We start from the raw sequence: 13057 nt of genomic DNA on the forward strand, positions 1-13057 counted from the left end.
TAGGCAACCGTAATGCCATGCGTAATGCCTATAAATCAGAGGTCAGCGACACTCTTAGAACCTATGAAGCAAGAGATTCACTTTGTGACAGGAAAAGGGGGCGTGGGGAAGTCCATTTTAGCGGCAGCCCTGGCCTTAAAACTCAGTCAGGAGGGGAAAAAGACCCTTCTTGTTGAACTGGGCGACCAGAGCTTTTTCAAGGATTTTTTTAGTGTCCCGCAGGTGGGTTTTCAGCCGACCTCCATCCGGCCGAACTTGTCTTTGGCTCTTTGGACGGGAGAAGCCTGTTTGCAGGAATATGCCCGGCACTTCATCAAAGTTGAAAGTCTGGCGAAGCTCTTTTTTGAAAACGCCGTGATGCGGGCTTTTGTTAATGTTGCCCCGGCTCTGCCAGAGCTGGCGATACTGGGTAAGGTCACCAGTGGCCCGCGTAAGCACGGACCGCCGTTACCTTTTGACTGTGTCGTTGTCGATGCTTTTGCGACAGGACATTTTATCGCTCTGTTGGAAGCCCCCAAGGGCATGGCCGAGGCCGTGCAATTCGGGCCGATGGGCGAGCAAAGTCGCAGCATCGATGCTCATCTGCGCAATCCCGAAATTTGCAAATATCATGTTGTGACGTTGCCGGAAGATCTTCCGCTGAAAGAAGCTGATGAGCTGATTTCCCGACTGAAAAGTGAGTTCTCAGTCACACCTGAATTGATTTTAAACAAGATGATGGAAGCCCCGGTTTCAGAGGACGAACTGCAAGCGGTGCAAAAAGAAAGCGGTGATCTGGCTAAGTTTGCCGAATATCTGGAAAGTCATCTGCAACGCCAGAAGCAAATGTGGTCCATGGCAGAAAAAATCGGAGTCCGCCTGACCAAAGTGCCTTTGTATTTTGAAAGTCAGCCTTGGACCTTGGTGGAAAAAGTGGCGGAGAATCTTCGATGATATCACTTTTTGAAAACACAAAAGTTTTGGTCTGTGTTGGAAGTGGCGGCGTCGGTAAAACCACCGTGGCCGCTTCTTTGGCGGTGCTGGCGGCACAGGAAGGCAAGCGTGTTCTGGTGTTGACGATTGACCCGGCAAAGCGTTTGGCGCAAACGCTGGGGATCGAGGGCACCAAAGACATCACTCGTGTTCCGGGGCAAAACTTCAAGGGAGAATTGTTTGCCTCTGTGATCGATCATAAAAAAACTTTTGATGATTTTGTGGCTCGGGCTGCCAGAAAGACCGATGCCGCTCAAAAGATTTTCAATAACAGTTTATACAAACAGCTTTCCACAAACCTAAGCGGTTCTCAGGAATTTACCGCACTAGAAAAGCTTTATTCATGTTATGAATCCGGTGAGTTTGACTTGATTATTCTTGATACTCCACCGACAAAACATGCCATTGATTTCTTAAATGCCCCACAAAAGTTGTCGGCCCTGTTCCATGAAGGCGTGGCGAAATGGTTCCGCGATCCTGAAGGAAAAAAGGGTGGCTTCTTCGGGCATCTTCTGCAAACGGGAACTCGTCAGGTTTTAAAAGTATTGGAATCCCTGACAGGATCAAACTTCATTCGAGAACTTGGGGATTTCTTCGTCAACATCGAACAGTGGCAGGAAAAACTTCTGGGGCGCACCGTGGATGTTCATCGTATGTTGGTGGCGCCAACGACACAGTTCTGTCTGGTGACGTCCTTTGATCAGGCGAAGCTGAAAGAAGCCGAATATTTTTCCAAAGAGATCAAAAAAGGTGGATACCATCTGGGGACCGTTGTTTTAAATCGCATCTTCCCTTATTGGCTGGACCTCCGTTCGGCCCAGGATCTGGGAAAAGAGCACGAGGACCTTGTGAAGTTGTATTCCCAGATGCGCTCCTACTACAATCAGAGGGATCAACTTTATCAGCAGTTTGAAGCTGGTATGAAAGCCGACGCCCGGGTGTTTCGAATCCCTGATCTGGTTAAGGACATTTCGGACCTTTCCGGTCTGGAAGAACTGGGCGCTTTGATTGTTGAAGGAGAAAAGAAAGCATGAAACTGATTTTGCCACTGGCGGTGATTTTGCTTTCAGGTTGTTCTTTATTTCAGCGTCAGCCGGAAAACAACGGACAGGCGCAGGCACAGGAACAATCCCAGTTAACCAATGCTGAAAAGGCTTTGGCAGCAGGCAGCTTTGATCAGTCGGTGATTTTGTTTAAAGAATTTCAGGGTCTGCATCCTCAATCCCAATATTTGCAGGCATCGCGACTGGGTGAGGCTCAGTCTTTAGCAGGACAGGGGAAGTGGCAGGAAGCGCTGGATTTGTATCGGGATATCTCTGTAAAAACCAGAGTTTATCAGCCTGAAATTGCCGCTTTGGCTTTGTATCAGATGTCTTTTGCCTATGAGGCTCTGGGTGATGATCTTAAAACTGTGGCCGCGCTTTTGGATGCAAAAAAACTTGGACAGTATCTGCCTTTGGAAACGGCTCTTGCTGAAATTCCTGCGCGTCTTGCCATCGTTTATGGCCGACAGGATCGTGAAAATGAGGCTATTGCATATTTGAACGAAGCCGAACACGGCATCGAAAAAGTTCAGGCCGAAAAAGGCACAGAACTTCCCAAGGACTGGCTGGTAAAGACCTATGTGGGGATGGGCGGGGTATCCACCAATCAGCTTTCAGCAGCGAACTTTGCAGCATTTGTCCGAGGTCAGAAGCTGGTTCAGGTGTATCTGCTAAGGGCTCTTCGTCTGGGTGACAGCAACTGGTCCAAGCGCGCCCTGACAAAACTTCAGGAAACTTATCGTGATCTTTACACGCAGGTGGAAGCGCAAAGGGATTCTCGCCAGCTGCAAGCCAGCTTCGGTGCGGAGCTGTTGGGTTTGATTGAACGGGCAGAGCTGTATCGCCCTTTAGGCGGACAGAATATGAACTCCTATGAAACGGAATTTTTCGCATTTCTCTTAGAGGTCCGAAAGAAAACCGAGTTGCTTATCTATAATGCCGGTGAAACTATGGGGCTGACCGAGGAATCCCAGCGCCTGCACAGCCTGAAAAGGGCCGGGCGAGTCAAAGTGGACACGCTCTTGCCTGAGGAAGAGAAGTCCACTATACCTCTTCCCCCTAAAGTGGTTCCCTCGGAAGATCCTAATTTATAATTTCTGTTATTGCTGTACGAAGGAGATACTATGGCGAAACTGATTCTGCACCAACAAACACTCGCCAATATGAATGCAATCTGCGCTTGGTTTGCCTCCAAGACAGCGAATATGTCCTATCCGATTTATTCCAGCTACGATATCCGGGATTCCGGTTACAAGATTTCCAATGTGGATGCCAATATTTTCCCGGCGGGTTTTAACAACATCTGTCCGACAGATAAAGAATCTGCCGTGGCCTTGATGGATAAATACATCACGAAGCACTACGGACCGGCGATCAAAAACATTATGCTGGTGACAGAAGAACACACAAATAACGCGTTCTACTGGGAAAATGTGCACACCATCCGCAAGCTGATCGAATCCACAGAGCGCGTTGTGAAGGTGGCCATTCCGCGCGAACTGCCGGAGCCGTTAAAACTGACCAGCTCTGCGGGCAACGAAGTCACTGTTCATTCTGCACTGAAGGACGGGGAGCTTCTCAAATCCTTCACTCCGGATCTGATTATCAGCAACAATGATTTTTCTGAAGCTTACGAGGAATGGGCGCCGACAATGAGCGAGTTTCCCATGAATCCGCCAAGAGAGCTGGGTTGGTATCAAAGAAAGAAAAGTACGTACTTTAAATACTACAACCAACTGGCCAGTGAATTTGCTGAAGTGGCAAAGATTGATCCGTTCCTGCTGCGTGTGGAAACAGAACTGTTTGAACACTTTGATATTGGTGATGAAAACAGTCGCAACGCTTTGGCGGAAAAAGTGGATCAGATGCTGAACCATCTGCGCGAAGAATATAAAAAACGCGGAATCAATCAGGAACCCTTCGTCTTTGTTAAGAACAACGCCGGAACTTACGGACTGGCGGTGATTCGTGTGGGCTCTGGCGAGGAAGTGAAATCCTGGTCTTATAAATCCCGCAAAAAAATGAAAGCCGCCAAAGGTGGTCGTGACGTGGAAGAGGTTATTATTCAGGAAGGCATTCCTTCCATCGTTGAGGCTGACGGTGCCAGTGCTGAGCCTGTGATCTATATGCTGGGCTGTGAACTGGCCGGTGGCTTCCTGCGCACGCATGCAGAGAAAAGCTCCACGGAAAGTCTGAACAGTCCAGGGGCGGTTTATAAGCGTCTATGTGTTTCGGATCTGGCGATTAATACACCGGGCTGTCCTCAGGAAAACGTCTATGGCTGGACTGCGAAACTGGGGCTGCTGGCAATTGCCATGGAGGCTCAGGAAATGGGTGCGGTCTTTAAAGGCTATACGCCGGTGGGCTGCGGGAAATAGATATCAAGTTTCAGAAAAGCAAAAGGCCCGTCTTAGTCAGAGCGGGCCTTTTTTATTTTCAGATTTAGTAGCAGGACGGAATTGAGGATTTCAAATTCCCCTGCGTATCCAGAGAAAGCACCAGAGCCGAAGCCGGACTTGTGGTTCGGGAGAAGACCACATGCCGGGTCTTTTCGTTTCGGCAGGCATTCCCACCCAGATCCAGAGCAGTCAGATTCAAGGCGCTGTCAAAGTAGTATGTTGCGGAATAAGCTTCCTGTTGAAGCGCGCTGGTCTGAACTTCGTAAGTGGTGCCTTTGTATGTGAAGCTGTGATGGGCACGGTCAGGAACGCCACTGATGTAGAGCGGTTGTTCGTTTTCATCGAAACTCCACACAGTGCCTGAAATCGTGATAGGTCCGTCATCGCCCGGGATGGTGGTAAACGGCAGTCCACAGAGATGGGTGTCAAAGTCATCCTGAACGTTGAGAGTGCGCAGAGTTCCGTTGTCATCCAGTTTTACCAGACCCAATGCCGCCAGTTCCGTTGTGTTGCAGCTGTAGCTGATATGCTTGCGAATGAAAGTCTGCTGGGCTGCCAGAGTGCCTTTGATGACATTTCCGTCGGCATTCAAAGTCAGCGGCAGATTCAGCCAGCCCTTGTCGTAGGATGCAAAGCCAATTGTAAATTTCAAGTTCTGACTGATATAGCTTGTGAAGTGAAGCTCCTGAAGCAAGGCAATGTATTCAGGCAATGTCAGGCCTTGAAGTGCGTTTGTATGTGCCACCAGATTGAAGATACGAATACGTTCAGAAGCCAGCTCTTTGGTCACGCTGTTCATAAATTCACGATAGATGATTTCATGCACGATCAAAGCGGCCTGGTTGTCGCTGTCGAGTTGGCTCCACAGATTTTCGTCAATCATGTAACGGGTTTTATTCAGGACAGAAGGATTTCTTTGGAAGATGACCTGTTCCAGGCGGCAATCATTGGGAATGATCACCATGCCCAGATCCGGTGTCTGGTTGAAAGCCGCATCGTGAATCCACTGGGCCTCGTTAAAGAAGCTTAGTGCCCAGGACTTGTATTGCGCAGCGCGTCCGCCATCATAAGAATCCAGACGGGAAATAATATCCAAAGCTTTTGCAGTGACAGTGGTGGCGGAAGAAAACTGAATTTTCCCCAGCTGGCGAGTGGAGTTTTCATGCAGGTCCAGAACCACAGGCTTTTTACCGGCACAGGCCAGTACAAAACCAGCATTGCCGCGATCATACCAATTGTTGGCTTCGGCACAGGCAGCGCTTAAAGTTGAAGCGAAAACAAGAATCAGGCTAAGAAGTTTCATTTGCTTACCTTTGTTACAGGTACAAGTTGAACATTCAGATTATAAACATCCGTTTTCGGTCCCTGAGTCATAAGCGTCGCCATTTTGCGGCGGAAGTTCTTGATCAGACGTTTTGCCTCGGGAATTTTTTTACGGTTCATCGGGAAAGTGATGGATGTGATATCGCGCAGATCCAGAGGAATGCGATCCATGGTGTCCAGCACTTGCACCAGAGTTTGTTTGTGAGAACGGCGCAGGGATTCTGAAGGGATGTTGCTGGTGGTTTCAAGCTGCTTGTGTGTGACGTTGAATTTGCCGCCGCTGACTTCCAGCAGGCCCACACGGCAAAGTCTTTCAATCGCAGCCTGAGCGACCTCTACGGGGATATTCAAACGATCTGCAATCCAGTTGGCATTGGGCTGGAAGGTTTTTACCGGAACAAGCGCCAGAATGGCGAAGTGGTACCAGTCGCTGATGACGGCAAATTCGTCATCCTGCAATTGCACTTCCGGCTGCAAAGTTTTGATTTTGCGTTTATCAAATTCGATCAAACCTTTAAGGTGATCGAACTCTGATTCAGGCAGGCCCAGGCCCTTGATAACCTGTTTGCCGATGGCGACAGTCATGATGCGACGGCCGTTGATGTAATCACTTAAGCGGCTGGAAGGAATGCCCAGGATCTTGGCAAACTGCGCGTTGGTAAGAGCCGGCGCAGAATTGCGGCGTCTTTGATATTCGTTCAGTAAGAACTCGGATGTTTTGTTCATTTGTGGGTATATGGCCCAAGCCTTCCGGGGGTGTCAAAGGCCAAATGGGCGCCCTTAAACCAGAGACTAAATCGCATTGGTAATTACCGGCTTTTCACGGCAAAAAGCATTACCGCTCTGAAAAGGGCGAAAATATTTCACACATCGCGGTGGCTTGGTGGCTGGATTTTGGTGGGGGATTTCCGGGACAAACAGAGTCTTCCAAGGTCGGTTTTCGCGACTAAAATCCAGCAAAAAACAAAATAGAATGTGTGCTGAAATCACCGTGATACTCTAATAAAAAGGACACTTTAAATATGAGAAAAATCTTAGGTGGGGCGGGGCTTTTCACGTTTTGTTTTCTGGCTGGCTATGGCCTGTTGAAGTCCAACACAGATGAATATCAAATCAATCGTGATCCCGCAGCTGTTAGAAATAGTTTTGATTTCTCTCACTTAAGCGGCGAGAAACTTCAGGAAGCTGTTAAACAAAGACTGCTGACAGGTCTGGAAATCAAAAAAAACAGCCAGGGCGCAGGCATTGCTCTGGGCCATTTCGTTTATGTTGATGAACGGGGTACGAAAAAACTGGCTTGTCAGGAATTCCAAAAAGTATTCCTGAACTTTGAGGCCGAAGGTGTTTCTGTGGGTGGCGACAAGCCACAAATGGAAGTCGAAGGCCGCTGTGATTTCTCTGAAGATATGTCCCGCATCAATGCACTGTATGTTCCCGTGGCGCGTATTCTTGGGGAAAGACCCGGTGATGGGGAGTTCCAGTTCAACGAAGGTCCGAAAGTCACCGTTCGTTTTACCAATCTTCCTGAAGACTGGCCGCGCACGTGGCTGCTGAAATCCGTGAAGCTGGTGAATGAAAGTGCTTCAGAGGCCTTGGTGGTCGAGGGGCCTGAAGTGGCGCAAACCCTGGGTCATCCGGTTGTCTTTATCTGGTAATAAAATTTGTTCATTTTAAAAATAAAAATCCCCCAGGCTTCTTCAGCGTGGGGGATTTTTTTATGCCTAAATCAGCCAAGGACTATGTGTACTGTTTCGCAATTTCAACGAAAGTACGGATCATAGCTCCGGAAGCACCTTTCTTAGAGCAGTAAGGCAAACGGTTGCCTACAGCCCAGCCAGTGCCAGCGATATCGAAGTGCGCCCAAGGGATGCCTTCACCAACGAACTGCTCAAGGAAAGCTGCTGCTGTTGCAGAGCCTGCACCCTTGCCGGAAGAGATGTTGGAAAGGTCCGCGTAAGTGCCCTTCATGTCTTTCACGTGGAAATCCGTCAATGGCATGTTCCATACCCATTCACCGGATTCACCAGCGGCTTTTTCAACTTTGGTTTTCAAAGCGGCGTTGCGAGTGAAGTAACCTGTGTGAGTGTTACCCAAAGCAATAACCATTGCACCAGTCAAAGTCGCAGCATCCACGATCATCTGAGGCTCAAGCTCAGTTGCGTAAGACAAAGCATCCGCCAGAATCAGACGGCCTTCGGCATCTGTGTTGTTCACTTCAAATGTTTTACCATTGCGAGCCGTGTGAACGTCGCCTGGTTTTGTTGCAGAGCCATTGATTAGATTTTCAGTGGAAGCCACCAAGCCAACTGCGTTGACTTTCAGTTTTAGCTTCGCAATCGCCAGCAATGTGCCAATCACGTTCGCGCCACCGCACATGTCGAATTTCATTTCTTCCATGCCAGCGCCCGGCTTAATGGAAATACCACCGCAGTCAAAAGTCAGACCTTTACCCACGAAGCACACAGGCTTTTTGGAAGCTGCTGCGCCTTTGTATTCCATGATGATGAAGCGAGGCTCTTGATCAGAACCGTTGGAAACGCCCAAAAGGCCGCCCATTTTTTCTTTTTTGATGCGCGCTTTGTCCCAAACAGTCACTTTCAGATTCGCAACACCTTTTGCGCCTTCAACGGCGTGGTTCGCAAGGATGGTTGGAGTCATCAGGTTGCCTGGCATGTCACCCAAACGGCGGGAGAAGTTTACAACAGAACCCAAAATAGCGCCTTCGTTGAAAGCAGCTTTTACGGTTTTGTCGTTACCCATTTTTGAAACAACATGGACATTGATTTCTTTTGCGTCTTTTTTGCCGGACATCAATTCGTTGAAAACGTAAGAAGTCAGGATCAGACCTTCTGCTGTGGCTTTTGCAAAGTCAGCAGCGTCTTTTTTGCCAGCAGTGATGCCATCAAAGTGGATCGCTGCTTCAGTCAGGTTCAGGGACTTGATCGCCTCGTAAGCGGAAGCCATGGATTGACGAACGGACTCGTGAGAGATTTCGTTTTCTTTACCAAGACCCACCACGATGATGTGACGGAAGCCTTTGAAGCTGAACTCACGGAAAACAACGCATTCCTGGTGCTTGCCTGTGATTGTTTTTTCCTCCAAAGAAGGCAGCAAAGCTTTGTGAAGCTCAGAATGAGTCACTTTTGCGAGCTTGTCTTTTTGAGAAGAAGACTTAGAAAACACGACCAAAGCCGGGCAGGTCAGTGTGTCGATGTCTTTATTGAGTAAGTTGAAAGCCATAAAAACCCCTTAAAATTATTCGGTTTTGTTGTGCGTTACTAGGTGTAGCACAGCAGATTTAAGGGTCAAAGGCTTTTTGATAAAGTCCTGCGCCAGTATTCCGATAGGTAGCACAGAATGACACCTCAATCACAACCACAGGAGACAGCAGTGGCACTCATTCCTTACGTCATCGAGCAAACCTCAAAGGGTGAAAGATCTTACGATATTTACTCCCGCCTACTTAAAGACCGTATCGTGATTCTGGGTACGGCAGTGACAGACGAGGTGGCCAACGCTATCATCGCCCAGTTCCTGTTCCTGGAAGTGGACAACCCTGAAAAACCGATTCATTTGTATATCAACTCCCCAGGGGGCAGCGTGTCTGCGGGGCTGGCGATCTACGATATTATGCAGTTCGTAAAGTGTGACGTGGCGACCTATTGCATGGGTATGGCCGCAAGCATGGGTTCTTTGTTGCTGACAGCAGGGACAAAGGGCATGCGTTACAGCCTTCCGAACACTCGTATTATGATCCATCAGCCTTTGTTGTCCGGTGGCGGCTTGTCCGGTCAGGTGACTGACATCGAAATCCACGCCAACGAACTGGTGAAAACAAAAGAGAAATTGACTCGTATCTACGAGACACACACTGGCAAAGACTACGACACCTTGAGAGCTGCTATGGAACGCGATAACTTCATGGATCCATATCAGGCGAAAGAATTCGGTTTGCTTGACCATGTGGTTGAATCCCGTAAGGCGAAAAAAGGATAAGAGCAGATGACGACTAAAGATACCAACGGTGCTTTGAGATGCAGTTTCTGTGGCAAGGGCCAAAAAGAGGTTAAGAAATTAATCGCGGGTCCGGGCGTTTATATCTGCGACGAGTGTATTGACCTTTGCAATGATATCATTGACGAGGAAAAAGAGAGAGAAACGGCGGTCAAAGGGACCTTTAAAGTTCCAAAGCCGGCGGATATCAAAACTTATCTTGATGACTATGTGATCGGTCAGACGCAAGCCAAGAAAACTTTGGCAGTTGCAGTTCACAATCACTACAAGCGTGTGAACGCAATGGCTCAGGGTAAGAAATCTGCTGACGTGGAAATGCAGAAATCCAACATCCTTCTGATCGGTCCGACAGGTTCCGGTAAGACTTTGCTGGCGCAGACAATTGCCAAGGTTCTGAATGTGCCATTTGCAATGGCCGATGCGACGACTTTGACGGAAGCCGGTTATGTCGGTGAAGACGTTGAAAACGTTGTTTTGAATCTGCTTCAGGCGTCAGACTACGACGTGGAAAAAGCCCAAAAAGGCGTGATCTACGTGGATGAGATCGACAAGATCTCTCGTAAGTCTGAAAACCCGTCCATCACGCGTGACGTGAGTGGTGAGGGCGTGCAGCAGGCGTTGCTGAAAATCCTCGAGGGCACTGTGGCGAATCTGCCTCCAAAGGGCGGTCGTAAACATCCTCAGCAGGAATTTATTCAAGTGGATACGACGAACATCCTCTTCATCGTGGGTGGTGCGTTCGTAGGTTTGGATAAAATTATTGAACAAAGAACGACGAACAAAACCATGGGTATCGCAGCGGACATTCGCACTTCCGAGGAAGTGGAAAAGAGTGCCAACCTGCTTTCCAAAGTGGAGCCGGATGACCTTTCCAAATTCGGTTTGATTCCAGAGTTCATCGGTCGTTTGCCAGCGATTGCAGTTCTGGCGCCGTTGGATGAAGAGGCATTACTCGACATTCTGGTTCGTCCTAAGAATGCGATCATCAAGCAATACCAAAAGCTGTTCAGCTTCGAGGGTGTTGAGTTGAAATTCACAGACAAGGCTTTGCGTGCAGTGGCTCAAATGGCCCTGAAACGTAAGACCGGTGCCCGTGGTCTGCGTGGTGTGATCGAAACAGCGATGCTGGACGTGATGTACGATATTCCTTCTAAAACAAATGTGAAGGAAGTGGTTATCGATGAAAACGTGATCAACGAAGGCTCTCAGCCGATGCTTGTCTATAAAACGGACGAGGAAATTCAGGCTGAAGAAGAAGCGAAAAAGAAAAGCTCTGCTTAGTACAGGGCTTGGATAAAACAAAAACACAAGAAGCCTCAGGGAAACCTGGGGCTTTTTTATTGTTCGGAAAGGTTCAGATCCTGGCGAACGGCTTCGCCCAGTCGGTGAAAGTCCACGGGTTTGCTTAGAAAGCGTGTGGCTCCTAAAGATTCAGCCTTGGTGCGGAATTCAGAGGACTCATAGGCACTGACCATGTAAAAGGGCATATCCAGTTTCATGCCGTGGACCTCTTTAAGCAGCTCAAAGCCGTCCATACCGGGCATATTAATGTCGGAAAGAATCAGATCCACCGGCTTGTTTTCGGGGTTTTTTAAGTAATCCAGACAGTCCTGCGCGTTCAAAAAAGACACCAGATTCAATTCGCCCCAGTGGGCAAACAGCTTTTTGAACTTCAGTTTATAAAGCAGATGTGTGTCTGCTTCATCATCGACTATCACAATATGGATCATCAGCTCGGTCTCTCGTGTGTAAGGGGCAGGGACATCACAAATTCTGTCCATTGCCCGAACTCGCTGTTGTATTTTAAAGTGCCCCCGTGTTTCTGGGCAATATTAAATGCAACCGTCAGTCCGAGTCCAGCCCCTTCACCCGCAGATTTCGTCGTCAGGAAAGGATCAAAGATTTTTTCACCCAAAATTGTCGGAATCCCCACACCATTGTCGCGGATGACGATGTCCACAGAGTCACCGCGGACGACTGTGGACAATACGAGCTCCGGCTCGAAGTTTTTATTGCTGCGGACTTTCTTTTCCAAAGCATGAATCGAGTTGTCGATGATGTTGGAAAGTGCGCGAAGCAGGGAGGCGGTATAGACCGGCACCTGCATGGAATCGCCCAGACGGTAGGTCACCTTGGGCGGCACGTAGCTGGAGCCCAAAGAGCGTGTGGAGATTGTATCCTGATAGGCTTTTTTAACGATCTCGTTCAGATCCGCATTTTCCAGAACATCGCTGTCGTAACCAGAGAGAATCTGCATCGAGCGCACGATCTGGTCAATGCGCTGGCTGTGCTTCAGGATCACGCGGCTGATTTCCTTGATCTCTTCCAGATTTTCCGAATCTGTCAGCAGTTCTGAGAAGTTCAGGACGAAATTCAGCGGATTGCGAATTTCGTGCGCCACACTGGCCGTCAGGCTTCCCAAAGAGGCCAGACGTTCCTGAGCCACCAAAGTGGCCTGCATGCGCTTGATCTGTAACATCGCCTTTTCCAGGCTTTCGTTTTTGGTCGTTAACTGGCGGGTTCTTTCCGCGACTTTTTGTTCCAAAGCCTGGTTCAGGCTTTCCAGCTTCTGATTGGCCTCCAGAAGTTCGGAGCGGAACTGGTTGATGGACTCCACCAGGACATCCAGCTCGTCCTGGCCTTTATGTGGACGGCGCTTTAATTCAAGATCTCTGGCATCACGTCCGCGATTTTCGCTTAAGTAGCGCGCAATATGCTGAATATGCACAACCAGAATGCGGTTGAAAATGAAGTACAGGAACAGCACTACGACTGCGGTTTTGGCCGCCTGACGAATGAAGATCCAAATTGCTTCCTGAAAATATTTTTCGCGCAGGCTTTTGACGTCCAACTCAACATCCAACGCACCCAGAACCTCGTTGGTGTTTTTGTGATAGATATCAAAACGCTTGTGACTTTCTTCAGTGGGATCGGATTTGCCAGTTTCGTAGATGGTTTTATTGTCGGCCACCAGACGCAGATAACTTACACCTTGCAAACGGCCCAGACCATCAAGCTGGATCTCCAAAAGTCGAGTGTCATAGGACCACAGGTGTTCGGCCATGGAATCCAGGTAGGAGTTTTTGATGATGGTAAAGTTGTTCTGTAACTTATCAAAGTCTCTTTGATAGTCCATGATGAGTTGGAATGCGGTAAGAATCAGTGTCGCAAACGAGCTGACGGCCCAAGTCGCTATGAGCAGCTTGAGCGATAGCGAGTTGGTGCGGAACCATCTTTTGCTGTCTCTGGGTGTCACATAGCACTTATCGAACCAAATGGACTAAAAGGGTATCAAAATGTTTGGGC

Annotated in this window: 12 protein-coding genes; 7 read left to right on the forward strand and 5 right to left on the reverse strand. The window is 48.6% G+C overall.

Annotation, left to right across the window (positions count from 1 at the left end; genetic code table 11):
- Positions 1-63 precede the first annotated feature (63 nt).
- From EZJ49_RS06400 to gshA, 4 genes are read left to right on the forward strand one after another with little or no spacing between them, the layout of a single operon-like run.
- On the forward strand, positions 64-933 hold the full coding sequence (locus EZJ49_RS06400) for an ArsA-related P-loop ATPase (protein ID WP_262555291.1): 870 nt from the start codon (positions 64-66) through the stop codon (positions 931-933).
- The gene (locus tag EZJ49_RS06405) at positions 930-2006 is read left to right on the forward strand and encodes an ArsA family ATPase (protein ID WP_262555292.1); all 1077 of its coding nucleotides are present in this window, start codon (positions 930-932) and stop codon (positions 2004-2006) included. Before EZJ49_RS06400 ends, EZJ49_RS06405 begins: the two co-directional genes overlap by 4 nt.
- Positions 2003-3109 carry a hypothetical protein gene (locus EZJ49_RS06410; RefSeq protein ID WP_262555293.1) on the forward strand — a complete coding sequence of 369 codons (1107 nt, stop codon included), beginning with the start codon at positions 2003-2005 and terminating at the stop codon, positions 3107-3109. The genes EZJ49_RS06405 and EZJ49_RS06410 overlap by 4 nt, the downstream gene beginning before the upstream one ends.
- Before the next feature lie 30 nt (positions 3110-3139).
- Positions 3140-4393, forward strand: coding sequence for a glutamate--cysteine ligase (gene gshA / locus EZJ49_RS06415; protein WP_262555294.1), 1254 nt, complete (start codon positions 3140-3142; stop codon positions 4391-4393).
- Between the two features lie 64 nt (positions 4394-4457).
- On the opposite strand, the gene EZJ49_RS06420 is transcribed toward gshA, so the two are convergent.
- Together EZJ49_RS06420 and EZJ49_RS06425 are read right to left on the reverse strand one after the other, a co-directional pair.
- Positions 4458-5717, reverse strand: coding sequence for a hypothetical protein (locus EZJ49_RS06420; RefSeq protein ID WP_262555295.1), 1260 nt, complete (start codon positions 5715-5717; stop codon positions 4458-4460).
- Complete coding sequence (locus EZJ49_RS06425; protein ID WP_262555296.1) at positions 5714-6463, reverse strand: TIGR02147 family protein; 750 nt, start codon at positions 6461-6463, stop codon at positions 5714-5716. Before EZJ49_RS06425 ends, EZJ49_RS06420 begins: the two co-directional genes overlap by 4 nt.
- A gap of 296 nt (positions 6464-6759) precedes the next feature.
- On the opposite strand from EZJ49_RS06425, the gene EZJ49_RS06430 reads away from it, so the two are divergent.
- Positions 6760-7392, forward strand: coding sequence for a hypothetical protein (locus EZJ49_RS06430; protein ID WP_262555297.1), 633 nt, complete (start codon positions 6760-6762; stop codon positions 7390-7392).
- A gap of 82 nt (positions 7393-7474) precedes the next feature.
- On the opposite strand, the gene EZJ49_RS06435 is transcribed toward EZJ49_RS06430, so the two are convergent.
- Positions 7475-8977 (reverse strand): leucyl aminopeptidase, encoded by a 1503-nt coding sequence (locus EZJ49_RS06435; protein WP_262555298.1) that lies wholly within the window; start codon positions 8975-8977, stop codon positions 7475-7477.
- 117 nt (positions 8978-9094) lie between these two features.
- Between EZJ49_RS06435 and EZJ49_RS06440 the strand changes: the two genes are divergently transcribed.
- A complete protein-coding gene (locus tag EZJ49_RS06440) occupies positions 9095-9733 on the forward strand; it encodes an ATP-dependent Clp protease proteolytic subunit (RefSeq protein WP_262555299.1) in 639 nt (212 codons plus the stop codon).
- A 6-nt stretch (positions 9734-9739) separates the two neighbouring features.
- Entirely contained in the window at positions 9740-11032 is a 1293-nt protein-coding gene (gene clpX / locus EZJ49_RS06445; RefSeq protein WP_262555300.1) for an ATP-dependent Clp protease ATP-binding subunit ClpX, read from the forward strand.
- A gap of 56 nt (positions 11033-11088) precedes the next feature.
- On the opposite strand, the gene EZJ49_RS06450 is transcribed toward clpX, so the two are convergent.
- Positions 11089-11481 carry a response regulator gene (locus tag EZJ49_RS06450; RefSeq protein ID WP_262555301.1) on the reverse strand — a complete coding sequence of 131 codons (393 nt, stop codon included), beginning with the start codon at positions 11479-11481 and terminating at the stop codon, positions 11089-11091.
- Positions 11481-13007, reverse strand: coding sequence for an ATP-binding protein (locus tag EZJ49_RS06455; protein ID WP_262555302.1), 1527 nt, complete (start codon positions 13005-13007; stop codon positions 11481-11483). Before EZJ49_RS06455 ends, EZJ49_RS06450 begins: the two co-directional genes overlap by 1 nt.
- Positions 13008-13057 lie beyond the last annotated feature (50 nt).

Origin of the sequence: Bdellovibrio bacteriovorus (genome assembly GCF_025558485.1) — a bacterium.
In the GTDB taxonomy this organism is placed as follows: Bacteria; Bdellovibrionota; Bdellovibrionia; order Bdellovibrionales; family Bdellovibrionaceae; genus Bdellovibrio; species Bdellovibrio bacteriovorus_G.

Excerpts from the sequence above, each read along its gene's own strand:
- EZJ49_RS06400 (WP_262555291.1), top strand. The coding sequence starts at position 64 with ATGAAGCAAGAGATTCACTTTGTGACAGGAAAAGGGGGCGTGGGGAAG.
- EZJ49_RS06405 (WP_262555292.1), top strand. The coding sequence starts at position 930 with ATGATATCACTTTTTGAAAACACAAAAGTTTTGGTCTGTGTTGGAAGT.
- EZJ49_RS06410 (WP_262555293.1), top strand. The coding sequence starts at position 2,003 with ATGAAACTGATTTTGCCACTGGCGGTGATTTTGCTTTCAGGTTGTTCT.
- gshA (WP_262555294.1), top strand. The coding sequence starts at position 3,140 with ATGGCGAAACTGATTCTGCACCAACAAACACTCGCCAATATGAATGCA.
- EZJ49_RS06420 (WP_262555295.1), bottom strand. The coding sequence starts at position 5,717 with ATGAAACTTCTTAGCCTGATTCTTGTTTTCGCTTCAACTTTAAGCGCT.
- EZJ49_RS06425 (WP_262555296.1), bottom strand. The coding sequence starts at position 6,463 with ATGAACAAAACATCCGAGTTCTTACTGAACGAATATCAAAGACGCCGC.
- EZJ49_RS06430 (WP_262555297.1), top strand. The coding sequence starts at position 6,760 with ATGAGAAAAATCTTAGGTGGGGCGGGGCTTTTCACGTTTTGTTTTCTG.
- EZJ49_RS06435 (WP_262555298.1), bottom strand. The coding sequence starts at position 8,977 with ATGGCTTTCAACTTACTCAATAAAGACATCGACACACTGACCTGCCCG.
- EZJ49_RS06440 (WP_262555299.1), top strand. The coding sequence starts at position 9,095 with ATGACACCTCAATCACAACCACAGGAGACAGCAGTGGCACTCATTCCT.
- clpX (WP_262555300.1), top strand. The coding sequence starts at position 9,740 with ATGACGACTAAAGATACCAACGGTGCTTTGAGATGCAGTTTCTGTGGC.
- EZJ49_RS06450 (WP_262555301.1), bottom strand. The coding sequence starts at position 11,481 with ATGATCCATATTGTGATAGTCGATGATGAAGCAGACACACATCTGCTT.